The 26701-nt window shown below is 62.5% G+C and carries 30 protein-coding genes and 1 tRNA gene; 29 read left to right on the top strand and 2 right to left on the bottom strand.

The window, feature by feature from the left end:
• Positions 1–180: 180 nt before the first annotated feature.
• The 21 genes from ldtR (at position 181) to IVB22_RS38820 (ending at position 18480) form a co-directional block, all read left to right on the top strand.
• On the top strand, positions 181–696 hold the full coding sequence (gene ldtR / locus IVB22_RS38920; protein WP_028345688.1) for a transcriptional regulator LdtR: 516 nt from the start codon (positions 181–183) through the stop codon (positions 694–696).
• 416 nt (positions 697–1112) lie between these two features.
• The gene (locus IVB22_RS38915) at positions 1113–2006 is read left to right on the top strand and encodes a carbohydrate ABC transporter permease (RefSeq protein WP_247522431.1); all 894 of its coding nucleotides are present in this window, start codon (positions 1113–1115) and stop codon (positions 2004–2006) included.
• Positions 2007–2011: 5 nt separating this feature from the next.
• Entirely contained in the window at positions 2012–2848 is an 837-nt protein-coding gene (locus IVB22_RS38910; RefSeq protein ID WP_247522430.1) for a carbohydrate ABC transporter permease, read from the top strand.
• Positions 2849–2909: 61 nt separating this feature from the next.
• On the top strand, positions 2910–4196 hold the full coding sequence (locus IVB22_RS38905; RefSeq protein WP_247522429.1) for an ABC transporter substrate-binding protein: 1287 nt from the start codon (positions 2910–2912) through the stop codon (positions 4194–4196).
• Positions 4197–4266: 70 nt separating this feature from the next.
• Positions 4267–5364 carry an ABC transporter ATP-binding protein gene (locus IVB22_RS38900; protein WP_247522428.1) on the top strand — a complete coding sequence of 366 codons (1098 nt, stop codon included), beginning with the start codon at positions 4267–4269 and terminating at the stop codon, positions 5362–5364.
• 122 nt (positions 5365–5486) lie between these two features.
• On the top strand, positions 5487–5711 hold the full coding sequence (locus tag IVB22_RS38895) for a hypothetical protein (RefSeq protein ID WP_247522427.1): 225 nt from the start codon (positions 5487–5489) through the stop codon (positions 5709–5711).
• A 36-nt stretch (positions 5712–5747) separates the two neighbouring features.
• Positions 5748–5969, top strand: coding sequence for a hypothetical protein (locus IVB22_RS38890; RefSeq protein ID WP_247522426.1), 222 nt, complete (start codon positions 5748–5750; stop codon positions 5967–5969).
• Positions 5970–6086: 117 nt separating this feature from the next.
• The gene (locus tag IVB22_RS38885; protein WP_247522425.1) at positions 6087–6443 is read left to right on the top strand and encodes a DUF6152 family protein; all 357 of its coding nucleotides are present in this window, start codon (positions 6087–6089) and stop codon (positions 6441–6443) included.
• A gap of 69 nt (positions 6444–6512) precedes the next feature.
• Positions 6513–6938, top strand: a complete 426-nt coding sequence (locus IVB22_RS38880; protein ID WP_247522424.1) for a hypothetical protein — start codon at positions 6513–6515, stop codon at positions 6936–6938.
• Positions 6939–6949: 11 nt separating this feature from the next.
• Complete coding sequence (locus IVB22_RS38875; protein WP_247522423.1) at positions 6950–7525, top strand: histidine phosphatase family protein; 576 nt, start codon at positions 6950–6952, stop codon at positions 7523–7525.
• A gap of 1192 nt (positions 7526–8717) precedes the next feature.
• Positions 8718–9341: a glutathione S-transferase family protein gene (locus IVB22_RS38870; protein ID WP_247522422.1), complete on the top strand. Its 624-nt coding sequence runs from the start codon at positions 8718–8720 to the stop codon at positions 9339–9341.
• A gap of 306 nt (positions 9342–9647) precedes the next feature.
• A complete protein-coding gene (gene glyA / locus IVB22_RS38865; protein ID WP_247522421.1) occupies positions 9648–10958 on the top strand; it encodes a serine hydroxymethyltransferase in 1311 nt (436 codons plus the stop codon).
• Between the two features lie 12 nt (positions 10959–10970).
• Entirely contained in the window at positions 10971–11453 is a 483-nt protein-coding gene (nrdR, locus tag IVB22_RS38860) for a transcriptional regulator NrdR (protein ID WP_108513565.1), read from the top strand.
• Positions 11450–12601 (top strand): bifunctional diaminohydroxyphosphoribosylaminopyrimidine deaminase/5-amino-6-(5-phosphoribosylamino)uracil reductase RibD, encoded by a 1152-nt coding sequence (ribD, locus tag IVB22_RS38855; RefSeq protein ID WP_247522420.1) that lies wholly within the window; start codon positions 11450–11452, stop codon positions 12599–12601. Before nrdR ends, ribD begins: the two co-directional genes overlap by 4 nt.
• Positions 12601–13209, top strand: a complete 609-nt coding sequence (locus IVB22_RS38850) for a riboflavin synthase (protein WP_247522419.1) — start codon at positions 12601–12603, stop codon at positions 13207–13209. The genes ribD and IVB22_RS38850 overlap by 1 nt, the downstream gene beginning before the upstream one ends.
• A 119-nt stretch (positions 13210–13328) precedes the next feature.
• Complete coding sequence (ribH, locus tag IVB22_RS38845) at positions 13329–13820, top strand: 6,7-dimethyl-8-ribityllumazine synthase (protein ID WP_247522418.1); 492 nt, start codon at positions 13329–13331, stop codon at positions 13818–13820.
• Between the two features lie 2 nt (positions 13821–13822).
• A complete protein-coding gene (gene nusB, locus IVB22_RS38840) occupies positions 13823–14317 on the top strand; it encodes a transcription antitermination factor NusB (protein ID WP_212423089.1) in 495 nt (164 codons plus the stop codon).
• Entirely contained in the window at positions 14310–15305 is a 996-nt protein-coding gene (gene thiL, locus IVB22_RS38835; RefSeq protein ID WP_247522417.1) for a thiamine-phosphate kinase, read from the top strand. Before nusB ends, thiL begins: the two co-directional genes overlap by 8 nt.
• Positions 15306–15514: 209 nt before the next feature.
• Complete coding sequence (locus tag IVB22_RS38830; protein WP_028345703.1) at positions 15515–15724, top strand: cold-shock protein; 210 nt, start codon at positions 15515–15517, stop codon at positions 15722–15724.
• A 336-nt stretch (positions 15725–16060) separates the two neighbouring features.
• Entirely contained in the window at positions 16061–18190 is a 2130-nt protein-coding gene (locus IVB22_RS38825) for a sodium-translocating pyrophosphatase (protein ID WP_247522416.1), read from the top strand.
• A 134-nt stretch (positions 18191–18324) separates the two neighbouring features.
• Positions 18325–18480 carry a hypothetical protein gene (locus IVB22_RS38820; protein WP_247522415.1) on the top strand — a complete coding sequence of 52 codons (156 nt, stop codon included), beginning with the start codon at positions 18325–18327 and terminating at the stop codon, positions 18478–18480.
• A 20-nt stretch (positions 18481–18500) separates the two neighbouring features.
• Here IVB22_RS38820 and IVB22_RS38815 read toward each other — a convergent pair whose 3' ends face one another.
• Together IVB22_RS38815 and IVB22_RS38810 are read right to left on the bottom strand one after the other, a co-directional pair.
• Complete coding sequence (locus IVB22_RS38815; protein WP_247522414.1) at positions 18501–19505, bottom strand: tripartite tricarboxylate transporter substrate binding protein; 1005 nt, start codon at positions 19503–19505, stop codon at positions 18501–18503.
• A 124-nt stretch (positions 19506–19629) separates the two neighbouring features.
• Positions 19630–20115: an outer membrane protein assembly factor BamE gene (locus IVB22_RS38810; protein WP_374207849.1), complete on the bottom strand. Its 486-nt coding sequence runs from the start codon at positions 20113–20115 to the stop codon at positions 19630–19632.
• 121 nt (positions 20116–20236) lie between these two features.
• Here IVB22_RS38810 and IVB22_RS38805 point away from each other — a divergent pair, with 121 nt between their 5' ends.
• The 8 genes from IVB22_RS38805 (at position 20237) to IVB22_RS38770 (ending at position 25813) form a co-directional block, all read left to right on the top strand.
• Entirely contained in the window at positions 20237–20785 is a 549-nt protein-coding gene (locus IVB22_RS38805; protein WP_247522413.1) for a ubiquinol-cytochrome C chaperone family protein, read from the top strand.
• A complete protein-coding gene (locus tag IVB22_RS38800) occupies positions 20782–21384 on the top strand; it encodes a DUF177 domain-containing protein (RefSeq protein WP_247522412.1) in 603 nt (200 codons plus the stop codon). The genes IVB22_RS38805 and IVB22_RS38800 overlap by 4 nt, the downstream gene beginning before the upstream one ends.
• 302 nt (positions 21385–21686) lie before the next feature.
• Positions 21687–22724, top strand: a complete 1038-nt coding sequence (gene plsX, locus IVB22_RS38795) for a phosphate acyltransferase PlsX (protein WP_256467518.1) — start codon at positions 21687–21689, stop codon at positions 22722–22724.
• A complete protein-coding gene (locus tag IVB22_RS38790) occupies positions 22721–23698 on the top strand; it encodes a beta-ketoacyl-ACP synthase III (protein ID WP_247522411.1) in 978 nt (325 codons plus the stop codon). Before plsX ends, IVB22_RS38790 begins: the two co-directional genes overlap by 4 nt.
• Positions 23699–23829: 131 nt before the next feature.
• Positions 23830–24159, top strand: a complete 330-nt coding sequence (locus IVB22_RS38785) for an integration host factor subunit alpha (RefSeq protein ID WP_247522410.1) — start codon at positions 23830–23832, stop codon at positions 24157–24159.
• A 90-nt stretch (positions 24160–24249) separates the two neighbouring features.
• On the top strand, positions 24250–24804 hold the full coding sequence (locus IVB22_RS38780; protein WP_247522409.1) for a MerR family transcriptional regulator: 555 nt from the start codon (positions 24250–24252) through the stop codon (positions 24802–24804).
• A 91-nt stretch (positions 24805–24895) separates the two neighbouring features.
• A tRNA-Pro gene (locus IVB22_RS38775) sits at positions 24896–24973 on the top strand.
• Positions 24974–25609: 636 nt separating this feature from the next.
• Positions 25610–25813, top strand: coding sequence for a cold-shock protein (locus IVB22_RS38770; RefSeq protein ID WP_108514061.1), 204 nt, complete (start codon positions 25610–25612; stop codon positions 25811–25813).
• The last annotated feature ends 888 nt before the right edge of the window (positions 25814–26701 follow it).

Below are 26701 nucleotides of genomic sequence, written 5' to 3'. Positions count from 1 at the left end.
ATGAAATATTGCAAAAAGCCTTGATCCATGGGGCTTAATCGACAATTCACTCTGTTAAATTCATGATCTCTTTATTCTCTTATTTAAGCGGATCTTCAAACCGCCCCCTTAAGTTGAAGCTATCAGGCGGGACAGAAGTTTCGTCGAAATAAGTCGAAAAACGACGACAGGGGAAGTGTCATGATCAAAGCCGTTGCAACGGCGGTGGAAACCGCTGAACGCTCTGCCGGTCAAACTCCGGTGCAGCCGCTCTATCTGGAAGCGTTGACTTTGGTGGAGCGGCTTCACCGCCGGCTGCTCGACGTCATCAAGGACGAATTCGATCGCCGCGGCCGCGCCGACATCAATTCGGTGCAGGCATTGCTGCTCTATAACATCGGCGACAAGGAGCTGACCGCGGGCGAGCTGCGCACGCGCGGTTACTATCTCGGCTCCAACGTCTCCTATAACCTGAAGAAGCTCGTCGAGCTCGGCTTCCTCGATCATCAGCGCTCCCGCGTCGATCGCCGTTCGGTCCGCATCCGCTTGACCGCGCAGGGCCAGGAAATCCGCAAGATCGTCGACGCGCTCTACCAGAAGCACGTCAAGACGGTGGAGCAGGTCGGCGGCATCTCGAACGAGGAGTTCGCGACGCTGAACAAGTCGCTGCACCGCCTCGAGCGGTTCTGGACCGACCAGATCCTGTATCGGCTCTGAGAATTACGTAGCGTTTTCGAGCGAAGTGGACACCGGTTCGCGTAAAGAAAACGCATCAGAACAAGAAACTCTTCCGTCTAGCGGCCAAGCCGGCCACTCGAGAAGACCGGCAGCCAACAGCGGACAATGAACTGGCAAGGCAGTAAGCCCTGCTGAAAGCGCATCGGCCCCGGTCTTCGGGGGCCGGTGCGTTTTGCTTTTTGCATAACCTCAAGTTGACGTTTTCAACGAGCGTCTACCCGATCGCTTGCCTTCGCACGACCGATTGTGCTCTCGCACGATCCGATTGTACCGCTTGCACAATCCGGATTGACTAGCCTTCGACGCCCCGCCCATACTCCCTGAAAATACAGGCTTCGCGCACGTACCGGCCGCAAGAGTCGTGACGGCTTGATGCCCAAATGGGGAAAACGGGCTTGTCGGCATCGCGGCGTCCCATGTTCGGCGAGCAACAGCGGTTCGTGCTGCTTCTGATCGCGCCGGCTGCGTTGCTGCTGCTGTTGTTTCAGGTCGTGCCGATCGTCATCGGCGCCAACGCCAGCTTTCGCGACTGGGCACTCTACAATCCCAAAAAGACCTGGATCGGCTTCGACCACTATGTCGCCGTGATATCGGATCCGGCGTTCCTTTACGTGGTGCTGCCGAACACCTTCCTGTTCATGGTGCTCAGCGTTGCCGGGGCGCTGGTGGCGGGGCTGGCGCTCGCGCTGCTGCTCAACCGGCCATTTCGCGGACAAAAGCTGGTGCAGACGATCCTGCTGGTGCCGCTGATGGTGGCCCCGGTCGTCGCCGCGATCATGATCCGCTGGATCTTCAACGACCAGTTCGGCATCGTCAATGTGGTGCTGGAAGCCATTGGCCTCGAAGGGCAGCCATGGCTGGTGCAGCGCTGGAGCGCCTTCGGCATCATCCTGCTGACCGACATCTGGCTGTGGACGCCATGGTTCACGCTGCTGCTGCTCGCCGGCCTGCAGAGCCTGCCGAAGGAGCCGTTCGAGGCCGCTGCCATCGACGGCACTACGACCTGGCGGGTATTTCGTTTCCTGACGTTGCCGATGCTGCGGCCGGTGATCGTGGTCTGCGTGGTGATCCGCGCCATCGATGCCTTCCGCACCTTCGACATCGTGTGGACGCTGACCGGCGGCGGCCCGGGCCGCTCGACCGAGTTGTTCAGCCTCTATGCCTATGTGCTCGCCTTCCTCAATCTCGATCTCGGCCGCGGCTCGGCGGCGGCGATCGTCGGCGGGTTGATCATCCTCGTGCTCGGCGTGGTGATGTACCGTCTCGTCGACCGCATTGCGAAGGCTTGACGCTCATGCCGATGGTGACGCACCCCGAATTCCTTCCCGACCTGCCGAACTGGAGCCGCAAGACGTTCTTTGCGCTCGCCCTCGCCGCCATCTGCTTTGCTTTCGCCTTCCCGGTGCTGTGGCTGATCCTGACCTCGCTGCGCCCGGAGTCGGGGGTCTATTACGTACATCGCGGCACCGAGTTCACTCTGGGCAATTTCAAGGAGGTGCTCGGCCAGGAACGCATCATCGAGGCCTTCATCAACAGTGCTGTCATCTCGACGCTGGCGACGGTCTTTTCGCTGTTGGTGACTGTATCGAGCGGTTACATGCTGTCGCGCTTTACCGGCCCCGCGACTCGCATGTGGTTCGGCACCATCTACATCTTCCGTTGCGTGCCCTACATTTCCTGGGTGCTGCCGCTCTACTTTGTGGTGCAGGCCTGGGGCATCTATGACACCTATGTCGGGCTGCTGCTGCCGCATATCGCCGTCCACATCTGCTTCTTCTCCTGGCTGATGAAGGGGTTCTTCGATGGCATCGATCCCTCCATGGAATATGCCGCCATGATTGACGGCTGCAGCCGCTGGGGCGCGTTCATCCGCGTCGCCATCCCTTCGGCACTTCCGGCGATTTCCGCACTTGCCGTGCTGTGCTGGCTGTTCACCTGGAATGAATTCTTGTTCGCGCTGATCCTGACCGGCAACCGCGTGCCTGTGATTACAGTCGTGATGGCGCAGTTTGTCACTGAAATGGGCCTGCATTGGAATCTAATGGCCGCGACCGCCGTAATGGCCCTGCTGCCCGCCTTCCTGATCGCGCTGTTCGGCCAGAAATACGTGATCAGGGGGCTGAGGATCTAACTTTAGGAAAGACCAAGCCGAGGCAACGAAAGACACAACGACAAAAAGAGGAGGAAAGGCGATGCAGGGACTGGCAAGATGGTTGATGGCGGCGGCCGCGGCCTTGATGGCTGCGACCAGTGGTGCCACTGCACAGGTGAAGGAGCTGAGGATCGGCTATCAGCCGAGCCCGATCCAGGACGCCTCGATCGCGATGTTCGAGGCCTGGGGCGCCAAGAACGGCGTCAAGATCGTCAAGGTGCCGAACTCCTACGGCGTCTATGTCGAGAAGATGACGGCGTCGCTGACCTCGAACTCGGATCAGTATGACGTGATCTGGCACAACGACGACTGGGGTCAGACCTGGGCGCATCTGCTGGAGCCGACCGACGACGTCGAAGCCAACAAATACGGCTCCAAGTGGAGCATGGCGCCGCTCGTGTTCGCCAACGCGCAGGGCCAGAACACCGTTGTGCCGATGGGACAGACATTCAGCGTATTCTTCTACCGCTCCGACCTCGTCAAGCCGGAGGAAGTGCCGAAGACGCTGGAAGAACTCGTCACCATGAGCAAGAAGCTGCAGGCCGACGGCAAGGCGAAGTTCGGCTATGTCGGCGGCATGTCTATGAACCACTCCTGGTTCAGTTGGTTCTGGTCGATGTGGGGCAACAATTGCGACGTGCTGATGCCGTTCTACGAGCGTGACAACAAGAAGCTCGCGGAAGGCGGTTGGAAATCGAGCATGACCGACCCCTGCATGCAGAAGACCGTCGAATACTGGTGGGATGCGATCAACACCCACAAGATCGCGCCGCGCGGCATGCCGGCGTATGACCGCAACGAAGCCAACGCCATCTTCATGGCCGGCGATGCCGCGTTCACGGTAGCGGACACGCTGTGGTGGGGGCAGTTCAACGATCCCAACAAGTCGAAGATTGCCGGCAAGGTCGCCGCCGCGCGCTTCCCGCTCGGCCCCGACCGGAAGAAGCCGTTCGGCTGGGATGACATCTGGGGCTGGGCAATCCCGAAGTCTATACCGGAAGAGCGCAAGAAGCTCGCCAAGCAGATGCTGAATGCGATGATGCTTGACGAGGAAGGCCAGACCAAAATGTTCAAGGCGACCGGCGCGCCACCGCCCAACACGACATTCTGGCCGAAGATCGCCGAGCAGGATGCCTTCATGAAGCTGCTGAAGGAAGCGGTTCTCGACTCCCCGGATAAAGTGCGTGGCGCCTACTACTTCCCGCAATGGCCCGCTGTGCACAAAGCGTTCAACGACACCGTCACCAGGGCCGTTACCGGCAGGCGCGAAGACATCGCAAGAGTGCTGGCCGAGGGCGCGCCGCTGGTCAGCAAGGCGGCGCAGTAACCGAACTCAAAACCCCGCCGCGCCTGTCGCGGCGGGGTTGTCTTTGGATAATTCAGTGAGACGGCGGTAAATGGCAGCAATTTCACTCAGCAAGCTCAACAAGCATTATGGCTCGCTGTTCCACGCCGTAAAGGACGTCGATCTCGAAATCGCCGACAAGGAGTTCGTGGCGCTGGTCGGCCCGTCCGGCTGCGGCAAGTCGACGACGCTGCGCATGATTGCGGGGCTGGAGGACATCACCAGCGGCGACATCCGCATCGGCGACCGGCTGGTGAACAATCTGCCGCCGCGCGACCGCGACATCGCGATGGTGTTCCAGAACTACGCGCTCTACCAGCATATGAGCGTCTACGACAATTTGGCCTTCGGCCTGCGCAACAAGAAAACGGCGGAGGCCGAGATCAAGGCGGCGATCGACCGCGCCGCCGGCATGCTCGGGCTGCACGAACTGTTGCAGCGCAAGCCGAAACAATTGTCCGGCGGCCAGCAGCAGCGCGTCGCGCTCGGCCGCTGCATCGTGCGCAATCCGCAGGTGTTCTTGTTCGACGAGCCGCTGTCGAACCTGGATGCCAAGCTGCGCGCGCAGATGCGTATCGAGATCAAGCGTCTGCATGCGGCGATTCCGACCACGTCGGTGTTCGTGACCCACGACCAGGTCGAGGCCATGACGCTCGGCGACCGCGTCGTGATCATGCGCGACGGCCGGGTTCAGCAGATCGGCACGCCGCTGCAAGTCTACGGCAAGCCCGCCAACAAGTTCGTCGCGGGCTTTATCGGTGCACCGGCGATGAATTTCATCGACGTCAGCGTACGCAGTGCAGCGGGTGTGACGGCAGTCGAGGCAGAAGGCCTGCGGCTCACGGTCGGGCCTGCAGACGCGTCGGCGCTTGCGGCCCACGGCGGCCGCCGCGTGATCCTGGGCGTACGGCCGGAGCACCTCGTGCTCGGCGAGGGCGCCCCGGGCCGTGGTTTCGATGCCCGCGTCGAGGTCGTCGAACAGCTCGGCTCCGAAATTTTGCTGGAGACGAGGGTGGGCGGCGCCAGCGTCACCGCCGCCCGCGTGCCGGCGGAAACTGCGATTGCGCGCGGCGATCAAGTCCGCCTGTCGGCGCAGGCTGGCCGCCTGCATTTCTTCGATCCCGAAACCGAGCTGCCGATTTCGGGGTGAAATCAGGCCGAAACGCCTGCTTTTGTTGCCAGCACGACCGGATTTCCCGAGACCGGGTTCCCCTGGCATGGAACCATCTTCGCTTCTGCGAATTATCAGCCCTGTCACGGAACAGGTGAGGCATGCAGGTCGAGCGCGGAATTCAGATCATGAACTTCGAGGTGGTGGGTGATGCCTATGCCATCGCGTCGAACTACTTGCGCAAGACCGGCGCCATTGCCGACAGCCTCGTCACCGACGATCGGCTGCTCGAAATCATCGTGAAGATGTTTCAGCGCGGCGAATTCAACAGGCTCAGGCTTGCGAACAAGGCGATTTTTGAATTCGAAGCGCGCCTACCGGCCTGACTGCATCACCCGCATCACGCAACTCAGGAGAAATCCATGGAAGCCGCGATCGACCGCATCATGCATACCTATGACCTGCTTGTGAACCGCAGCACGGCTGCCAGCGAGGAGGCGCGCGCCAAGGTGACGGAATATCTCACCACGCTGGTCGAGGCAGGCGAGAAGGATCCGCACCGGCTGACGGTGTGCGGGCTGACATATTTGCGTCAGCTCGACGGCAGCAACGATCCGGTGAAGGCCGGGTATACGGGGCTTTAGCGGAAAGGCCGTTTGCGGCCGCGGCTTGGCCGGCGCTAGGGCGGCGCTCCCGAGGGGAGCCTTGCTGGCTCGCGCGCTCCGTCATAGATTTGCTGATCCGATCGACGGAGGCTCGCCATGACCTCAATTACCCGTCGCGTGTTCCTGTCGCTTGCGGTTGCTCTCGCACCGGCCTCAGCCATCGCCCATCACGGCTGGGGCGGATACAATACGTCGAAGTCGTTCACCATCACCGGCAAGATCCTGAAATCGACCTTCGAGAATCCGCACTGCGAGATCGAGATGGAGGTCGAGGGCAAGCACTGGCACTTCGTCCTGGCGCCGCCGTCGCGCATGCTGGCGAGGGGCGCAACCGCAGACCTGATCGCGCCCGGCAAGACCTGCACGGTGTTCGGCTATCCCCATACCAGCAAGCCGGACGAGGCGCGCATCGAGTACATCGTGCTCGAAGGCAAGCGCATCGAATTGCGGTAGGACGGCGTGGAGCATCAGGCAGCCCCATCGATTTTCCTGACCTTGCAGGAAAGCGCGCTGGGTCATGCGATGCGCAGCTCACCTTCGCTTTATCCCGCGGTCGAGATTCTGCACATCATCGGCTTCGTGGTGCTGGTCGGGTCGATCCTGGCGCTCGATTTGCGGCTGCTCGGACTGGGGCGGGCGATTGCAATCCAGCCGATGGCGCAATTGTTGTTGCCGTTGTCGCGCGCGGGCTTTGTGCTCGCGATCTGCATGGGATTTCTACTGTTCAGCGCCGATGCGTCGCATGTCGTGAAAAACCCGGCGTTCCAGAGCAAGCTGCTGCTGATTGGGGCGGCACTGGTCAACGTCGTGATCGCGCATGCCGGCCCATGGCGTCATGTTAAAAGCTGGCATGACGAAGCGCCCGGCGGAGCCAAAGCCACCGCGCTGATCTCGCTCGTGCTGTGGCTTTGCGCCATCTGCGCCGGTCGCCTGATTGCGTATTTCTGATGGAGGCTGCCATGCGTCGCATGCGCTTCGTCATCCTCATACTCCTTCTCGGACTCTGCGGCACCGCGGAGGTCGCCGGCGCCGCCGACGCGGCGAGCGCCTGGAAGGCGTTGCGGGCAGGCGGTCACGTCGCCCTGATGCGCCATGCCGATGCGCCGGGCGGCTTCGGCGATCCGCCCGGATTCCACGTCGACGATTGCGCCACGCAGCGTAATCTCAGCGAAAAGGGGCGGGCGGATGCAGAGAAAATCGGATCGCGGCTCCAGCGGGAAGGGATTGTGTTCGAAAAAATCCTGAGTTCGCCGTGGTGCCGCTGCATCGACACCGCCAAGCTGCTGAAGCTGGGGACGGTCGAAACCGAGGCGACCTTCGGCAATGTCGTGGTGCTGCGCGATCAACGAGAGACATTGACCTCGGGCGCCCGCGCGCTGATCGCCAAATGGACGGCCCGCGGAAACCTCCTCGTCGTGACGCACGGCGCGAACATTCAAGCCCTGACCGGCATCTCGCCGGCCAGTGGCGAGATCGTCGTCGTCAGAAGCGGAGGCGATCGCACTGAGCCTGTCGGTCGCTTGCTTCTCGATTAAGCCGTAGCTCACGTCCAGACGCTATCGCGCGTCCGCCCTCGCGTCTTTGTTGCGATACCGGTTCCAGTTTGCGATCACGGCCTCATATCTGACCGCCTTCGCTGCAGTTTGGATGGGCGCGCCTTCGCCTTGCGTCCCATGGATCCTCGTACCTGGAAAGACGATAAAGTATCCGAGCAGGCCGACGACCATCATCCCGTAGATCAGGAAGGCCGTTCTCAGCAAGCGTCTCGATTTAATCTTGTGTTCGCTATGTGAGCGTGATTCAGACATTTGCGAGATCCATCTGTCAGCCCCAGGCGTTTATGGACCCAGCAAAAGCATTGCGCTGTGAACTGGATCACGTAGGGCGTATTTCAATGATGCCGTGCCACGCAGCCGGCGCAGGCTGCGGGCTTGCGCGTGCTTGATGCGGGTAAGCGTGCCACACTATGCTGCAAGCAGGACACATCAGGAGCCGCGCGTCTCGGGACGCAAAAAAAGCTCATCTGTCGTCAAGAGATATCGAAAGCGTTGGCCGACAGGCAAATCAGCTAGGTGTTGTGTCCAGCAGCTCTCGTAAAAATATTCCGCTTAACATGTCGGGCAAATCAGCGGCATGACTCCGCCCGTCTCACGGCGGATGAGGGGCGTTGGCCATCGTCACGAACGCGCGGTGAGATGCGATGGACGCAGATGGCGCGATAGACGTACGCGCCGGAAGCGTACGGCGAAGTCGTGTGGTTCGGGCGCCGCGGTGCTGGCGCTAAGTCCTGGAGAAGCGAAGCTTCTCGGGGGCGACGGAGGCAAAAGAGCCGTTCTCCGGGAAGAGCACGAAGTAAGCCGTAAAGCCATTGCGCAGGGAAGGCCGGAATGCTCCCGCTGCCCTGTATGCTCGTGTGCATTTTCTTTAGCGCAAATCGCACGCGAGACCGCGGGTGCAGCAAGCACCCGGTCTTCCCTGCGCCCTCTAGTTTGAAGAGGGCAAACGAAGATGCAAACCTCGGGCGCAAGGCGTCGCGAGATCGCGAATGTGCGGCTATCGTAGGCGGCTATCGTAGGATGGGTAGAGCGAAGCGAAACCCATCACCTTCTGCGCCGGCATTGATGGGTATCGCTTCGCTCCACCCATCCTACAAGATTGCTTCGCTTCGGCAGCAATGACACTCTCAACCAAATCGCGCCCACCAAACAACAACACAGAGGAAACCCCATGCTCACGCTTCATCACCTCAACGACTCCCGCTCGCAGCGAGTTCTGTGGCTGCTGGAGGAGCTCGGGCTTCCTCACGAGATCAAGCGCTATCAGCGCAACGCCGAGACCCGGCTCGCGCCACCCGAACTCGCAAAGATCCATCCGCTCGGCAAGTCGCCCGTCATCACCGACGGCGACACGACGATCGCGGAGTCCGGCGCCATCGTCGATTACATCATCCGCCGTTACGGTAAGGGCGCGATGATGCCAGCGCCGGGAAGCGCGGACTATGAGGCCTACAACGAGTGGCTGCATTATTCGGAAGGCTCGGCGATGCTGCCGCTGATGCTGAACCTCTATGTGTCCCGGCTGAAAGAAGCGGGCGCGCCGCTGCATCCGCGTATCGACAGCGAGCTGGCCAACCATCTCGGCTATGTCGATGGCGCGCTGAAGGGGCGGGAGTTCTTTGTCGGCCCGTCGCTGACCGGTGCCGACATCCAGATGAGCTTTGTCGGCGAGATGGCAAAAGTGTTCGGGAAGCTGGAGCCCTACCCGAACCTCGCGGCCTGGCTGGGACGGATGCACGCCCGCCAGGCGTTCCAGCACTCGATTGCCAAGGGTGGCCCCTACCGGTTTGCGTGACTCTCCGTCGTTCCGGCCAAGCGAAGCGCGAGCCGGAACCCATACGCCGCGGCCGTGGGAAGGGGCACCCTGGCCGACGCCTTCGTCTCCCAATGACCTTCCGGGGGTATGGACCCCGGCTCAAGGCCGGGGCGACGAGGGAGGGGGGCGTCATCCCCACCATATCTGGCATAAATATCAGCCCTGTACCGCAAGTGCTTGGCCAATTCCGGCCGATGTGGTATCTCGCAGACGCTTCTTTCGACCGCCACACGTAGCCGACCGCTTCGCCCCTAAGGGCTTGCGGCGGTGGAGATATTTCGCCCAATGACCTCCTCGTCCTCGAGCTCCAACACCGCTTCCGCGCCCGACTCGTTCTTCACGGCCACGCTCGCCGAGGCCGACCCGGAAATCGCTGCCGCGATCAAGGGCGAACTCGGCCGTCAGCGGCATGAGATCGAGCTGATCGCCTCGGAAAACATCGTCAGCCGTGCCGTGCTGGAAGCGCAGGGTTCGGTGATGACGAACAAATACGCGGAAGGCTATCCGGGCGCGCGCTATTACGGCGGCTGCGAATGGGTCGACGTCGCCGAGACGCTGGCGATCGAGCGCGCCAAGAAACTGTTCGGCGCGCAGTTCGCCAACGTGCAGCCGAACTCCGGCAGCCAGATGAACCAGGCGACGTTTCTGGCGCTGCTGCAGCCCGGCGACACTTTCATGGGCCTCGACCTCGCCGCCGGCGGCCATCTCACCCATGGCTCGCCCGTCAACATGTCCGGCAAGTGGTTCAAGGCCGCGCATTACACGGTGCGGCGCGAGGACCAGATCATCGATATGGATGAGGTCGCAAAGCAGGCCGAGCAGGTGAAGCCGAAGCTGATCATCGCCGGTGGATCGGCTTATTCGCGTGCCTGGGATTTCAAGCGCTTCCGCGAGATCGCGGACAGCGTTGGCGCCTATCTGCTGGTCGATATGGCGCATTTCGCCGGCCTCGTCGCCGGCGGCGTCCATGCCTCGCCGGTGCCGCATGCCCACGTCACCACCACCACCACGCACAAATCGCTGCGCGGCCCGCGCGGCGGCCTGATCTTGTGCAACGACGAGGCGATCGCCAAGAAGTTGAATTCGGCGATCTTCCCGGGCCTGCAGGGCGGTCCGCTGATGCATGTCATCGCCGCCAAAGCGGTGGCATTCGCCGAGGCGCTGCGGCCCGACTTCAAGGTCTATGCGAAGAACGTGGTCGAGAATGCCAAGGCGCTGGCGGAAACGCTGCGCGGTCACGGTTTCGATATCGTCTCCGGCGGCACCGACAACCATCTGATGCTGGTCGACCTGCGGCCGAAGGGACTCAAGGGCAACGTGTCCGAGAAGGCATTGGTGCGCGCCGCGATCACCTGTAACAAGAACGGAATTCCTTTCGATCCCGAAAAGCCGTTCGTCACCTCCGGCCTGCGCCTCGGCACACCGGCAGCCACCACACGCGGCTTCGGCGTCGCCGAGTTCAAGCAGGTCGGCGGCATGATCGCCGAAGTGCTCAACGCGCTGGCGCAGGCGGAGGACGGCAAGGCGCCGCTGGTGGAAGCCGCGATCAAGGAACGCGTCAAGGCGCTCACCGCCCGCTTCCCGATTTATCAGTAAAGGCCTCATTGGATGCGCTGTCCCAGCTGCAACAGTCTCGATACGCAGGTGAAGGACTCGCGTCCGACCGAGGATTCGGCCGTGATCCGGCGGCGGCGGGTGTGTATCGCCTGCAACTTCCGCTTCACGACCTTCGAGCGGGTGCAGTTGCGCGAGTTGACGGTCATCAAGCGCAACGGCCGTCGGGTGCCGTTCGACCGCGACAAGCTGGTCCGCTCGCTGCAGATCTCCTTGCGCAAGCGGCCGGTCGATCCTGAAAGGGTCGAGAAGATGGTTTCCGCGATCGTGCGCGAGCTCGAAAGCGGCGGCGAGGCGGAAGTATCCTCGGAGGCGATCGGCGAGATCGTGATGGAGCATCTGCGCCAGCTCGACGACGTCGCCTATGTCCGCTTTGCCTCCGTCTATCGTAATTTCCGCGAAGCCAAGGACTTCGAGGCCGTGCTCGGCGAACTCTCCGCGGAAGACGACGCACGGGTCGCCACGTTACGCAAATGATCTTCCGCATTCTGGAAGACCAGTACGCGCAGAAATTCAAAGAGGCCAAAGCCGCGGATCAGCGCTTCATGCAGCTTGCGCTCGCGCTCGGCCGACGCGGGCTGGGCCGCACCTGGCCGAACCCGGCCGTTGGTGCCGTCGTGGTGAAGGACGGTGTGATCGTCGGCCGTGGCTGGACGCAAACGGGCGGACGGCCGCATGCCGAGCCCGAAGCGCTGAGACGTGCCGGTGAAGCCGCGCGGGGCGCTACGCTCTATGTGACGCTGGAGCCCTGTTCACATTTTGGCAAATCGCCGCCCTGCGTCGATGCGGTGATCGCGTCAGGCATTGCGCGCGTGGTATCGGCGATCGAAGACCCTAACCCTGAAGTGGCCGGGCAGGGGCATGCCAAACTCCGTGCGGCCGGGATTACGGTCGATGTCGGTCTCGGCTCGCAGGAAGCCGCGCGCGATCATGCCGGGCACTTCCGCCGTATCCGCGACAAGCGCCCGCATGTCATACTCAAGCTCGCCGTCTCCGCCGACGACAAGATCGGCGCCGCGGGCCACAAGCCCGTCGCGATCACGGGCGAAGCAGCGAAGACACGCGTACACCTGTTGCGCGCGCAATGCGACGCCATCCTGGTCGGCATCGGCACCGTGCTGGCGGACGATCCGGTACTGACCTGCCGCCTGCCGGGGATGGAAGCGCGGTCGCCGGTGCGGGTGGTGCTGGATCGCGCGCTGCGGCTGCCGGGCACCAGCAAACTGGTCCAGTCCGCGCGCCAGACGCCGCTCTGGGTCATGACGTCGGACTTCGCCGAAGCCCCCGCGGCCATGAAACTCGGCGCGGCCGGCGCGCAGGTGATGCGCGTTGCGGCGACCGTGCAGCCGCCCGGGCTGGATCTGCCGGCGGTGCTGCGCGCGCTGTCCGACAAGGGCATCACGAGGCTGATGGTGGAAGGCGGCTCGCGGGTCGCCGTGTCCTTTGTCGCCAGCGGCCTGGTCGATGAAGTCTGGCTGCTGCGCGGGCCTGAAACCATCGGGGCTGACGGTATTCCCGCGCTGGACGCATTGCCGCTGTCGGCTCTCACCGGGTCGCCTGCCCTCAAGACACGTGCTAGCGAAAGCCTCGGCATAGACACCCTTACCGTTTACGAGCGCGCCTAATGTTCACCGGAATTGTCACCGACATCGGCGAGATCGCAGCCTTGACGCCAACGGCGCAGGGCCAGTTGCACCGCATGCGCATTACCTGCGGTTACGACCAGGCCACCATCGCCGATGGCGCATCGATCGCCTGCAATGGCGTCTGCCTGACGGTGGTCGCTTCCGGCGTCGAGGGCGGCAAGACCTGGTTCGACGTCGACGCCGCCGCCGAAACACTTGGCATGACGACCGCAAAGCACTGGGTCAAAGGCACCAAACTCAACCTCGAGCGCGCGCTGAAGATCGGTGACGAACTCGGCGGCCATATTGTCGCGGGGCATGCCGACGGCATTGCGACCATCGTCAAGCGTGACGATCTGCCTGACATGGCGCGGTTCGAATTGCGCACTACACGGGAGCTGGCGCGTTTCATCGCCACCAAGGGCTCGGTGACGCTGGATGGCGTGTCGCTGACCGTGAATACGGTCGAGGATGTCACGTTTTCGGTGCTGATCATTCCGCATACGCTCAGCGTCACCACGCTGAGCGGCTGGCGCGCAGGCAGCGAGGTCAATATCGAGGTCGATCTGATGGCTCGCTATGCGGCGCGGCTGTCGGAAATGAAGTAGCGGCGACAACAAATGTGTCATACGCGGGCTTGACCCGCGTATCCATCCTCTTAACAAGGTGGGCTTCTGGTAAGATGGATTGCCGGGTCAAGCCCGGCAATGACAGTGAAAGTAGCTTAATGGCAGATGCACGGCGCGCACCGCTGAAGGATCAGACCGACATCACAGGCGCGCGCGCCCTGATCGTCGAGGCGCGGTTCTATGACGACATTCAGGACGCGCTGATGGAAGGCGCGGTTGCCGAGCTAAAGGCGGCCGGCGTGACGCATGACGTCCTCACGGTTCCCGGCGCGCTGGAAATTCCGGCCGCGATTGCGATCGCGCTCGATGCTGCCGAAAACAACGGCAAGCCTTATGATGCGGCAATCGCGCTCGGCTGCGTGGTGCGCGGCGACACCATCCATTTCGAAATCGTCTCGATCGAATCCTCGCGCGCGCTGATGGACCTCGCGGTCGCCAGAGGTTTCCCGCTCGGTAATGGCATCATAACAGTCAATACCGACGCGCAGGCCTGGGCGAGGGCGCGCGCCAGCGAGTTGAACAAGGGCGGCGACGCCGCACGCGCGGCGCTGGCGATGCTGCGGATCAAGCGCCGGCTGACAAAGGCCTGACGATGGCAGACAGCAAGAAGCCAGCGAAAAGCCCCGACAAGAAAGCCAACCGCCGTGGCGCGGCGCGGCTCGCCGCCGTGCAGGCGCTGTACCAGATGGACATCGCGGGCGCCGGGATCAACGACATCTTCGCTGAGTTCGAAAGCCACTGGCTCGGCAACGAGGTCGAAGGCGACAAATATCTGCCGGCGGAGGCTGCGTTCTTCAAGGATGTGGTGGCCGGCGTGGTGCGCGACCAGGCCAGGCTCGATCCCTTGATCGACGATGCGCTCCAGAAGGGTTGGCCGCTGAAGCGGATCGACGCGATCCTTCGCGCGGTGCTGCGTGCCGGTTCCTATGAGCTGGAACACCGCAAGGACGTGCCGGGCCGCGTGGTCGTGTCCGAATATGTCGACGTCGCGCATGCCTTCGTCGAAAAGGAAGAGACCGGCATGGTGAATGCCGTGCTCGACCAGATCGCGCGCCAGTTCCGCGCCGAAGAGTTCGCGCGTGGCTAGCGGAAAACCCGCGTCCGGCGAGGACTCGCTGATCGCGCGCTACTTCCGGCCGCTTGCAACTGACCCGGGCGCCTTTCGTCTCGACGACGACGCCGCGGCGTTGAAGCCTGACGGCTCCGACATCGTGGTGACGACGGACGCCATCGTCGAGGGCGTGCATTTCCTGCCCGACGATCCCCCCGACGCCGTCGCGCGCAAGGCGTTGCGGGTGAACCTCTCGGATCTCGCCGCAAAAGGCGCAACGCCGGCGGGCTTCGTGCTGACGCTGGCGCTACGCAGCGCCGACGAGGCCTGGCTAAAGCCGTTCGCGGCGGCGCTGGGCGAGGATGCCGCGCAGTTCGCTTGTCCGCTGCTGGGCGGGGACACGGTGTCGACGCCCGGACCGCTGATGGTCTCGGTCACCGCGTTCGGCCGGGTGCCGCCGGGGAGAATGGTTCATCGCAGCGGCGCAAAACCCGGCGAGCGCGTGATGGTGACGGGCACGATCGGCGACGCCGCACTGGGGCTTGCCATCCTGCGCGGCGGGAAGGTGCATGCCGCCGCATCCGACAAGGCCGTACGCGAGGCGCTGATCGGACGCTATCGCGTTCCACAGCCGCGCGTGGCAATGGCTGAGATCGTTCGCGGCCATGCCAGCGCGGCGATGGATGTGTCTGACGGTCTCGCCGGCGATCTCACCAAGCTCTGCGGCGTGTCCGGCGTATCCGCGGTGATCGATCTGGTGTCGATCCCACGGTCCGACTCGGCGCAGGATCTGGTGTCGCGCGGCGTTGTCGGACTGGAAACACTGATCGCCGGCGGTGATGATTACGAGATCCTGTGCACGCTACCGGAGGATCGCGTCGAGGCGTTCGCGCAAGACGCAAATCGCGTCGGCGTCGCGGTGAGTTCCATCGGAACGATAATCGCGGGAAGCGCGGTTCCGAAGTTCATCGACGGGCAGGGCAGGGAAATCACGCTGGATCGTCGCTCTTACAGCCATTTTTGAAGATAGGGTCGTTAACGCTTCGGCCTTTATTTCCCGCCCGCCATTGCTATTTCGCCGAAAAACCTATAGGTGTATTGCCATTCGATTACCGTCGTGCCTTTTCGAACGCGCTCCCTAAGGAGCTTCTTCCAGAGACATCGTCGATATTGGATTTGAATCCGTGCGATCGCCGTGCGGAATGAAAGCCTAGGTGCTTTGGAGAAGAGAAAATGGCTACGGGAACAGTGAAGTGGTTCAACGGTCAAAAGGGTTTCGGTTTCATTGAGCCGAGCGATGGCAGCAAGGATGTGTTCGTGCACATCTCGGCCGTCGAGCGCGCGGGCCTCGGCGGACTGGCCGAAGGTCAGAAGGTTCAGTTCGAACTCAAGACCGACAAGATGCGGGGCAAGGTGAGCGCGGAAAACCTGTCGCTCGTCTAAGGCCTCGAAACGGTCGTTTCACGGATGTACTGGAATGGCTAGTGAGCCCGCTCGATCCTGATGGGATTGGGCGGGTTCTTGTATTTTGGGCCCGGCCCCAACCTCAAGGCCAGCGCGCGCCGCCACGCGGACGACAAGTTGGCCGGCCCGGTTAGCGGTGAATCCTTTCAAAAATCGACGGATTCTGACCTCCGCGGCGTTGCGCCGGGGAGACGATTTTGGCATGGTCCCGCCGATTTGAGGTCACCCTTCTGGGCAGGGAAGGCCTCCATAATAAGCGCCGGCCGCGCTCGCGGGATGGCGTGGGGCGGAAAACCAGCATCTGAGGCAACTTCTATGACAGCATTATGGGTGATTGTGCTCTGCGGAGCGCTTTCGATCGTCTACGCCATTTGGGCGACGTCTTCCGTTCTGAAAGCGGACGCCGGCAACCCGCGCATGCAGGAAATCGCGGCCGCGGTGGCCGAAGGCGCGCAGGCTTATCTCAAGCGCCAGTACATGACGATTGCCATGGTCGGCGTCGTGATTTTCGCCCTTCTGGCCTACTTCCTCGGCATGCTGGTTGCGATCGGCTTCCTGATCGGTGCGGTGCTGTCGGGCGCCGCGGGCTTCATCGGCATGAACGTCTCGGTTCGCGCCAACGTGCGTACCGCGCAGGCCGCGACCACCTCGCTGGCGGGTGGCCTCGAACTCGCCTTCAAGGCGGGTGCGATCACCGGTCTTCTCGTCGCCGGCCTCGCTCTGCTCGGCGTCACCATCTATTTCGCCTATCTCACCCACGGCATAGGGCTGAAGGCCAACGACCGCGTCGTCGTCGACGCGCTGGTGGCGCTCGGCTTCGGCGCCTCGCTGATCTCGATCTTCGCCCGTCTCGGCGGCGGCATCTTCACCAAGGGGGCTGACGTCGGCGGCGACCTCGTCGGCAAGGTCGAGGCCGGCATCCCGGAGGACGATCCGCGCAACCCGGCGACCATCGCCGACAACGTCGGCGACAACGTCGGTGACTGCGCCGGCATGGCGGCCGACCTGTTCGAGACCTATGCGGTGACCGCGGTCGCCACCATGGTGCTGGCCGCGATCTTCTTCGCGACCTCGCCGCTGCTGGTGCCGATGATGACCCTGCCGCTTGCCATTGGCGGCGTCTGCATCATCACCTCGATCATCGGTACCTTCTTCGTCAAGCTCGGCCCCAGCCAGTCCATCATGGGCGCGCTGTACAAGGGCCTGATCGCGACCGGCGTGCTGTCGCTGGTCGGCGTTGCAGCCGTCGTTTACTGGCTGATCGGTTTTGACACGCCGCTGCGCGCTGGTAACGCGTCGTTCACCGGACTAACGCTGGTATGGTGCGGCATCGTCGGCCTGGTCGTCACCGGCCTGATCATCTGGATCACCGAATATTACACCGGCACCGACTATCGTCCCGTGAAATCGATCGCTTCTTCGTCGGTTACCGGCCACGGCACCAACGTGATCCAGGGTCTGGCGATCTCGATGGAATCGACCGCGATGCCCGCGATCGTCATCATCGCCGGCATCCTCATCACCTACAGCTTTGCCGGTCTGTTCGGCATCGCGATTGCGACCACGACGATGCTGGCGTTGGCCGGCATGATCGTCGCTCTCGACGCCTTCGGTCCGGTCACGGACAACGCCGGCGGCATTGCCGAAATGGCCGGCCTGCCGAAGGAAGTTCGAAAGTCGACCGACGCGCTCGATGCGGTCGGCAACACCACCAAGGCGGTCACCAAGGGCTACGCGATCGGCTCCGCCGGTCTCGGCGCGCTGGTGCTGTTCGCGGCCTACAATGAAGACCTCAAGTTCTTCATCGCCAACTCTGCCAAGCATCCGTACTTCCAGGGTGTGCTGCCCGACTTCTCGCTCAACAACCCCTACGTGGTGGTTGGCCTCTTGTTCGGCGGCCTGCTGCCGTACCTGTTCGGTGCGATGGGCATGACCGCAGTCGGCCGCGCGGCCGGCGCGATCGTCGAGGAAGTGCGGCGCCAGTTCCGCGAAAAGCCCGGCATCATGCAGGGCACCGACAAGCCGGACTACGGCAAGGCGGTCGACTTGCTGACCAAGGCGGCGATCAAGGAAATGATCATTCCGTCGCTGCTGCCGGTGCTGTCGCCGATCTTCGTCTACTTCGCGATCTACGCGATCGCGGGCGGTGGTGCGGCCGGCAAGTCGGCGGCGTTCTCCGCCGTCGGCGCCATGCTGCTCGGCGTGATCGTGACCGGTCTGTTCGTCGCGATCTCGATGACCTCGGGCGGCGGCGCCTGGGACAACGCCAAGAAGTACATCGAAGACGGCCACTTCGGCGGCAAGGGCTCCGACGCCCACAAGGCCGCGGTGACCGGTGACACCGTCGGCGATCCCTACAAGGATACGGCGGGTCCCGCCGTCAACCCGATGATCAAGATCACCAACATCGTGGCGCTGCTGCTGCTGGCGATTCTGGCGCACTGAGCGCGAGAAGCTGAACGAAAAGAAAAACCCCGCGGTGCGAGCCGCGGGGTTTTTGATTCTGTGCAGGTTGAAGCTAAACCACCAGCATGTTCAACGAATCCGCAGAGACCGGCGGACAACATGGAGATTAATCGATGTCGCTGTCATCCGCCCGAAACTATGCGCTCCGCGCCTCCAAGTCGCAGGATCAGAAGGAGGCCGCCGAATTGCTGTCGAAAGCGATCCTGGAATTGGCGACGTCGATTGAAGCCACCGATGCCAAGATCAAGAAGATCAACAAATCATCCTGACCGGAAGCACGGGAGCCCCCTCAGCCGGCGTCCATCTGCAGGCCTTCGCGCTTGATGATCTCGCCGAATTTCAGTGTTTCCGCCTGCACGAAGTCGGAAAATTGCTGCGGGGTGCCCCAGTCGGCGGTCGCGCCCATGTTGCCGATGGTCTTCTTGACATCATCACGCGCCAGCATCGCCTTGATCTCCTTGTTGAGCGCCTCGACGGCGGGAGCGGGCGCGGCCTTCGGCAGGAAGATGCCGAACCAGGAGGAGACGTCGAACTTCGAAAGTTCGGGCACGCCCTCGCGGATGGTCGGGATGTTCGGCGCCGCCGGGCTGCGCTCGGGCGTGGTCACGCAAAGCGCGGTGAGCTTGCCGTCCTGGGTCTGCGGCAGTGTGGGATAGAGGTTGTCGAACAGGATCTGGATATCGCCCGCCAATGCCGCTTGCAGCGCCGGACCGGCGCCGCGGAACGGCACATGCACCATCTTCAGGCCGGTGAGCTGCAGGAACCAGGCGCCGGTGAGGTGAGGGCTCTGCCCGACGCCGGAGGAGCCGTAGGTCAGCTTGTCCGGATTGGCCTTGATGTAGGCGATCAACTCCGGGATCGACTTGATGCCGGTCGACGGATGCGCCGACACGATGTTTGGGATCCGGATCATATTGCTGACCGGCTGCAACTGATCGGCCTTGTAGGTCATGTTGCGGAAGATGCTGTAGGCGATCGCGTTCGGACCGGGATTGCCGACCAGGATGACGTGGCCATCCGCCTTGCCCCGCACGGCTTCGGCAGTGCCGATGGTGCCGCCGCCGCCCGAGCGGTTTTCCACGACCGCCGACTGGCCCCAGGCGGTCTGCAGATGCGCGGCCAGCAATCGTCCCATCACGTCGGTGCTGCCGCCGGCGGCGGCTGGCACGATGAGACGCACGGTCTCGGTCGGCCGCCAGTCGGAGCCGTAGCTCGCGCGCGGCAAGATTGCCGCCGCCGAAACGGCTGCAGCTCCGGTCAAAACGCGGCGTCGAGAAATAGCTTTAATCGTCACAAGTTCACTCCCTGCTGAATCATTATTTGCAGGAAAGCGTAGGCAGCGCGCGCGCAGAGAGCAAGCGGGCGACTTGGCGCAGGATTTCCGCGTCGCGGAACAGAGTGAATCAGAGCTGACAGGCCTAGTTGAAGCTCAAGAGCTTGAACAACGGCGTCAGGTAGCTGAGTTCCTGGCCGGACGTGGGCGTGGTGCGGCTGATGAAGTCGAAGATCTTGCCGTCCTGCAATCCGTAATTGGCGAGCCGCTGCACCTGGCGGTTCTTGTCGAAATAGATCGCGATCACGCGCTGGTCGACGACCTGCTGGTTCATGAAGGCGACTTTCCGCTCGGAGCGCTGCGAGATGTAATAGAACACCTCGCCGTTCAGGGTCGCGACCGTCGACGGCGTTCCCATCACGATCAGCACCTGGTCCTGGCTGGCGCCGATCGGGATCTGCTCCAGCGCGTTGGGCGGCAGGATATAGCCCTTCTGGAACTGCTCGCCGGTGCACCCGGCGAGCGCCGCGCAAATCAGTGCCACGGCTGCAGCCGCGCGAAAACCGCGCCGGCGGACGGTCAGGCGGCGCGGCGAGGGCACACAGGTGCTCAGGTGGTTGATCTCGGTCATCTCAGGAATTAGCCCGTCCTCTTGCATCGCGCGGTGCGTTGACGTACCGGGCAGCACGCTGGATTGCAACACGCGTGGACTCCGGGCAAAGAACCTGGAGGGCTCGCTTGCGGAACCCACAATGCTTTGGCCATTCAATCACTTCAGGAAACCCCGGACGCCGTTGCGCGGCACCATCGAGGCCATCTATGGCATGATCGTGACGCAGGCGCGAGAACCGTTGTTTTACCGGGACTTTGGGGTTCCAGACACGGTTAACGGCCGTTTTGACCTGCTTCTGCTGCATTTGTGGCTGGTCTTGCGGCGCCTGAAATCGGTGGAGGGCGGCACAGCCCTGTCACAGGGGCTGTTCGACCATTTTTGCAACGATATGGACGATAATCTGCGCGAGATGGCGGTTAGTGACCTCAAGGTGCCGAAGCGCATGCAGGCCTTCGGCGAGGCCTTCTATGGCCGTATGGCGGCCTATGACATGGCGCTGACGGAGGGCCGCGAGGCACTGGCGCAGGCGATGTGCAAGAATATCCTGAACGGCGAGAACATCGAAAAGGCCCGCCTGCTTGCGGCCTATGCCGAGGCGGCCATGGCTGCTCTCGACTGTCAGGACGAGGCGACGCTGGCGAGCGGTTCAGCCAGGTTCCCCCTGCCGGAGAATGGCGCGCAGCAATGAGCAAAACTGGTACGACCAAGTCTGGCACGACAGAGAAGCCCGACCCGTGGCGCGTTCCCGTCGCGGTGGCGCAGATACCGGAGACGGGCCTGCACCGCGACATGGAAGCCGATCAGGCCATCCGCAACGCGGTGGCCGATGTCGGGGGCCTGCGTGAGGTGCTCTCGGTGCAGGCCTCGTTCGACGTCACGCCAAAGAGCGGCGGCCGCTTCCACGTCGCCGGCCAGGTGCGGGCGCGGATCGGACAGACCTGCGTGGTGACGCTGGAGGAGATCGAGACCGATATCGACGAGCCGATCGATCTGATCTTCGCGCCGCCCGAGCAGATCCCACAGATGGCTGCGCTGGTCGATGAGGCCGAGGCGAGCGACGAGGAGACACCCGACTCCCCGGAGCCGATCGAGAACGGCATAATCGATCTCGGCCGGGTCGCCACGGACGCCTTGTATCTCGCGGTCGATCCATATCCGCGCAAACCCGGCGCCGTATTTGAGCCGCTGGTCGAAGCCGTTGATCCCGAGGATCACCCGTTCGCCGCGCTCAAGGCGTTGAAGGCAAAACCGAAAAAGTCCGGCGCCAGGAAGCCCAAGGGCAAGTAGCCGGCAGTTAAAGTGGCCGGCGAAGCTGCCAGCGGTTAGAGGTGGTTGTGATATCCCGCCAAGAATGTCCCATAAGATATTGAATTATATCGGGATATTTTGTATTCTGGATTTCAGGCCACAGCGCTTGCCTTTCGCCAAAAGAGCGTGGTCAAGAGGTTGTGTCGGGACAGGGACACGCTATTGTCGCGGCCCGGCGGGGGCGCGGTATTGCGCTTTGCCGAGCATCGCTTTGGCGGTGCCATTCCAGTGTGCGGTCGCGCTCTACGAGGGCCGCAAGAGATCAGGTTTCCGGGACGTTCATGCCGCATAAGGTTCGAATCGCGCTTGACGCCATGGGTGGCGATGTCGGCGCATCGGTCGTCGTTCCCGGCGCCGCCATCTCTTTGAAACGGCATCCCGACTGCGAATTTCTGCTCTATGGCGACAGCAAGCAGATCGACGAGCAGCTTGCCAAATATCCGGCGCTGAAAAAGGCCTCCCGCGTCGTCCATACCGACGTGACCGTCAGCATGCACGACAAGCCGAGCCAGGCCCTGCGTCGCGGCCGCAAGAACTCGTCGATGTGGCTTGCGATCGACGCGGTGAAGAAGGGCGAGGCCGACGTGGCGGTTTCTGCCGGAAATACCGGCGCGCTGATGGCGATGGCGCGCTTCCATCTGCACACCATGCCCGGCATCGACCGGCCAGCCATTGCCGGCGTATGGCCGACGGCGCGCGGCGATTCCGTCGTACTCGATCTCGGCGCCAGCATCGGCGGTGATGCGCATCATCTGGTGTCGCTCGCGGTCATGGGCAGCGCGATGGCGAGCGTGCTGTTCGGCCTGAAGCGTCCGACTGTCGGCCTGCTCAATATCGGGGTCGAGGAGGTCAAGGGCGGCGAGGAGATTCGTAAAGCCTCGGAACAGCTCCGTGCGATGAACCTGCCCGAACTCGACTATATCGGCTTCGTGGAGGGCGATGGGATCGGCGCGGGCGCGGCTGACGTGATCGTGTCAGAAGGTTTCAGCGGCAACATCGCGTTGAAAGCCGCCGAAGGAACCGCGCGGCAGATGGCGGATTTTCTGCGCAATGCGATGGCGAGCAGCTGGCAATCCAAGATCGGCTATCTGTTTGCCCGCAGCGCCTTCAAAGCGCTCCGTGACAAGCTCGACCCGAACAAATCCAATGGTGGTGTTTTGCTCGGATTGAAAGGTGTGGTTGTTAAAAGCCATGGCGGAATCAACGCCGAAGGCTTTGCCTACGCAGTTGATGTTGGCTATGAGATGGTCCGCTGCGATCTCCTCACCAAGATCAGTGCGCTGGTACAGGCGCAGATCGCGCAGGAGGTTGTGTCGTGACTGCAATACGTTCGGTCGTGCTCGGCTGCGGCTCATATTTGCCGGAGCGGATTCTGACCAATGCCGAATTGGCGAGCCGCATTGATACGTCCGACGAGTGGATCGTGCAGCGCACGGGCATCCGCGAGCGCCACGTCGCCGCCGAGGGCGAGTTCACCTCGCACCTGGCTATCAAGGCTGCGCGCGCGGCGCTGCATCATGCGAGGCTCGACGCCCAAGCGATCGACTTGATCGTGCTGGCGACTTCGACGCCGGACAACACCTTTCCGGCCACCGCGGTCGCGGTGCAGGAGGGCCTCGGCATCAACCACGGCGCTGCCTTCGACCTGCAAGCGGTCTGCTCCGGCTTCGTCTTTGCGCTGGCGACCGCCGACAGTTTCCTGCGCGCGGGCACTTACAAGCGCGCGCTGGTGATCGGCGCCGAGACCTTTTCGCGGATTCTGGACTGGAACGACCGCGGCACCTGCGTGCTGTTCGGCGATGGCGCCGGCGCGGTCGTGCTGGAGGCGCAGACGGAGCCGGGCAAATCGAGCGACCGCGGCGTGCTGACGACGCATTTGCGTTCCGACGGCCGCCACAAGTCGAAGCTCTATGTCGATGGCGGTCCGTCCTCAACCCAGACCGTTGGCCTTTTGCGGATGGAAGGCCGCGAGGTGTTCAAGCACGCTGTCGGCATGATCACGGACGTAATCGTCGATGCCTTCAACGCCACCGGCCTGACGGCCGACGATATCGACTGGTTCATTCCGCACCAGGCTAACAAGCGAATCATCGATGCTTCAGCGCACAAGCTTCATATTGCACCGCAGAAGGTGGTGTTGACCGTCGATCTGCACGGCAATACGTCGGCCGCGTCGATTCCGCTGGCGCTGGCGGTCGCGGTCAAGGACGGACGCGTCAAGAAAGGCGATCTGCTACTGCTAGAAGCCATGGGCGGCGGCTTCACCTGGGGTTCCGCGCTCGTGCGCTGGTAGGCGCGGCGTCGAACGATCGATTAAATTATGGCCTTGTTCCATGCGCATGCATGATGCTCACTGTTGACCATTGCGAGCTAACCTCATAATTTCAGAGAATAAATTGTTCGCCGAGAGTGCGGGGCAAGGCGATGACCGGGAACGGAAAAACAGTCACACGCGTCGATTTGTGCGAGGCGGTCTACCAGAAGGTGGGCCTGTCGCGAACGGAATCCTCTGCGTTTGTCGAGCTCGTTTTGAAAGAGATTACCGATTGCCTGGAGAAGGGCGAGACGGTGAAGCTGTCATCGTTCGGTTCGTTCATGGTGCGCAAGAAGGGTCAGCGGATCGGACGTAACCCGAAGACCGGTACTGAAGTGCCGATCTCGCCGCGTCGCGTGATGGTGTTCAAGCCGTCGGCCATTCTGAAGCAGCGGATCAACGGCCACGCGGTCGGCAACGGCGAAGGCAAGGCCGACTAGCAAGGCTGACTAGCGAGACTACTGACGAGAACGAGTAACAAGGCGAGTACTGCGTCTTCACCAACAAGATGAGTTGAGAGGAGCTGGCATTTGGACAAGGCGCCGGATGCGTTCCGCACCATCAGCGAAGTCGCTGAAGAACTCGATATCCCCCAGCACGTGCTGCGGTTCTGGGAGACGCGGTTCGCCCAGATCAAGCCGATGAAGCGAAGCGGCGGGCGGCGTTACTACCGCCCCGACGACGTCGACCTGCTCAAGGGTATTCGCCGGCTGTTGTACGGCGAGGGCTACACCATTCGCGGCGTGCAGCGGATCCTCAAAGAGCACGGCATCAAATCGGTGCAAGGCCTTGCCGACCAGACTTCCGCCGTCACCTTCGGCGCGGTCGAGGAGGCCATCGGTCTCAGCCTGCAGGAGCCCGAGGAGGGCGAGACGCCGACCGTCGATGCCGACGACGAGGATTACGAGACCGAAGAGAAGGAAATCGACTACCGCTTTGTCGATACCGACGATGACGGCATTTTGCTGCCGTTCGCCAAGGCCAAGCCCGGTCCCTCGGACGCGGACCGTGAGCGCCTCGAACGGGTGCTGCAGGACCTGGTCGCCTGCCGCCAATTGCTGGACAATGCGATGAAGGACGGCTGAGCGGGCGGACCGGAACTGGCCGGCTGCCGGCCTCAAAGAGGCCGCTCGCGCGCCTTGCGCCGGGCGCTGATCGCAGCTAATGGAACGGCATCGGAGCGTGGCGCAGCCCGGTTAGCGCACTAGTCTGGGAGACTAGGGGTCGGAGGTTCAAATCCTCTCGCTCCGACCAATTTTCCAAATACTTTCAATGCCGTTTCCGAACCGGATGGTTTCCACCCTATCGCCCGTTGCCATCTGGTTGCCAATTCTGTTCGCTGGTCGTTCTACGAGCCTGCTTTGTTTCTGGGGATGATCGGCAAACGAACGTAAGGCCGCTTCAGTTGGCGGCCTCTTTCATAATCCTACGAAGGTGTGCCGGACTTAGCGGCCTTGTCCCGATCGTCCTCAAGCTTCTGAATGGCGTTCGCCACCAGGACGCCGCGCCGTGCAGGATAGACATCGATCACGCGCTGAGCCTTGTCCACACTCCACAAGGGCCTCAGCGATCTCCGGCGCCGTCGCACCGGCTTCGGCGAGTAAGGTTGCCGCCACAGGTTCAGCACCTGCCGGCGTAATCAGCGATCCGCCTCACGCGCGCTTCTTCTTTGTTGCCGGTCAAACGCTGGCGCGCCTCGGCATTTGTTAACCGCAGCTCTGTATCTTCGTGGTAATCGCGGACGACATCGCCGCGAGAGTAATGCGCAAGAGCCGTCGCTGCCTCAACCCAGCGGCGGCTTTTTCGCGAGGTTCACCTTGGCGGGCCCTTTCTTTCGCCGGATTTCTGTCACCATCTTTCGTGTGTTCGAATCTATGGGGAGACATGGACGTGGCAACAGGTACGGTGAAGTGGTTCAATGCGACAAAGGGCTATGGATTTATCCAGCCCGAGACTGGCGGCAAGGACGTGTTCGTTCATATCTCGGCCGTCGAGAGAGCAGGTCTGAGCAGTCTGAATGAGGGTGCGAAGGTAAGCTACGAAGTTGTGGCCAACCGCGGGAAAGAATCCGCCGAAAACCTCAGGGTAGGTTGATCCGGCACTTACGTTCCGCCATTACGCTAGCGGGTTGCAAACGGCCCCGGGCCTACCGCTAAACCGGGGCCGCCAACTCCCGACCGTGGCTTGGGGGCGATACAGCCGGGAGCTTTAGTTCCTAGAGCAACGCCAGCCAGATCAGGCCGGCGACGAAAACGATGACCCCCGTTACCGTTGCCACGGCAACAACGCGGCCGCGGCGCATTGGCCATCATGCAATTGTTCCGTCACCCGGCCAAGCCGTCGCTTGTTCGATCCGCGGGCGGCCAAGTAACGCGTGAGCGCAGGGTTGGCGAACCAGCGGGGGCGGGGGCAAGCCGTCCCGACGATTGTCATTCGTTGTGGTCTTCTTGACCGTCGCTAGATGCCGAGCACCCAGACGGCCACGATGGCCCCGAGCACAGCTACTCCGCTGACAGTCCAGCCAGTCAGGTAAGCCGCACCGTCCGTTTCCGGTCGATCGACCATGCTGTCGCGCCACTGGCTCACGGCGGTCTCCTCTGGATTGACACTGCCTCCCGTCAGTAGGTCGTTGGCGGAGGCCAAAGGTTCAACGAGCGCGGGGGGCACCCTGTGGCCGCGCCGCCGCGCTGGATCGTCTTTCTCAAATCACCATTGCGCAGCTTACGTCTGGTCGGCGTGCTGGGACTTAAAGCGCATCGCGGTCGGGCATGGGCGATGCATTTCCGCCGGTCTGCCAGTCAACCCGGTGCTGGCTCGCAGCTCCGACAATCAATAGGCTTGCGCCAATCGGCAGATCGCCGAAAGCGGGGAGATGGACTCACGTTTGAAGTGCAACGGTTGATTTGAGGAGAGAGAATGCCTCGGCTGGGGTTTTGAAGTCGAGGCATTTTCGCGGCGTCTCATTGTAAGTTCGGACGATGC

The organism is Bradyrhizobium sp. 190 (assembly GCF_023073415.1).
In the GTDB taxonomy this organism is placed as follows: domain Bacteria; phylum Pseudomonadota; class Alphaproteobacteria; order Rhizobiales; family Xanthobacteraceae; genus Bradyrhizobium.
Note: the sequence above shows the minus strand (reverse complement) of the source record. Positions and strands in the feature narration are given on the sequence as shown.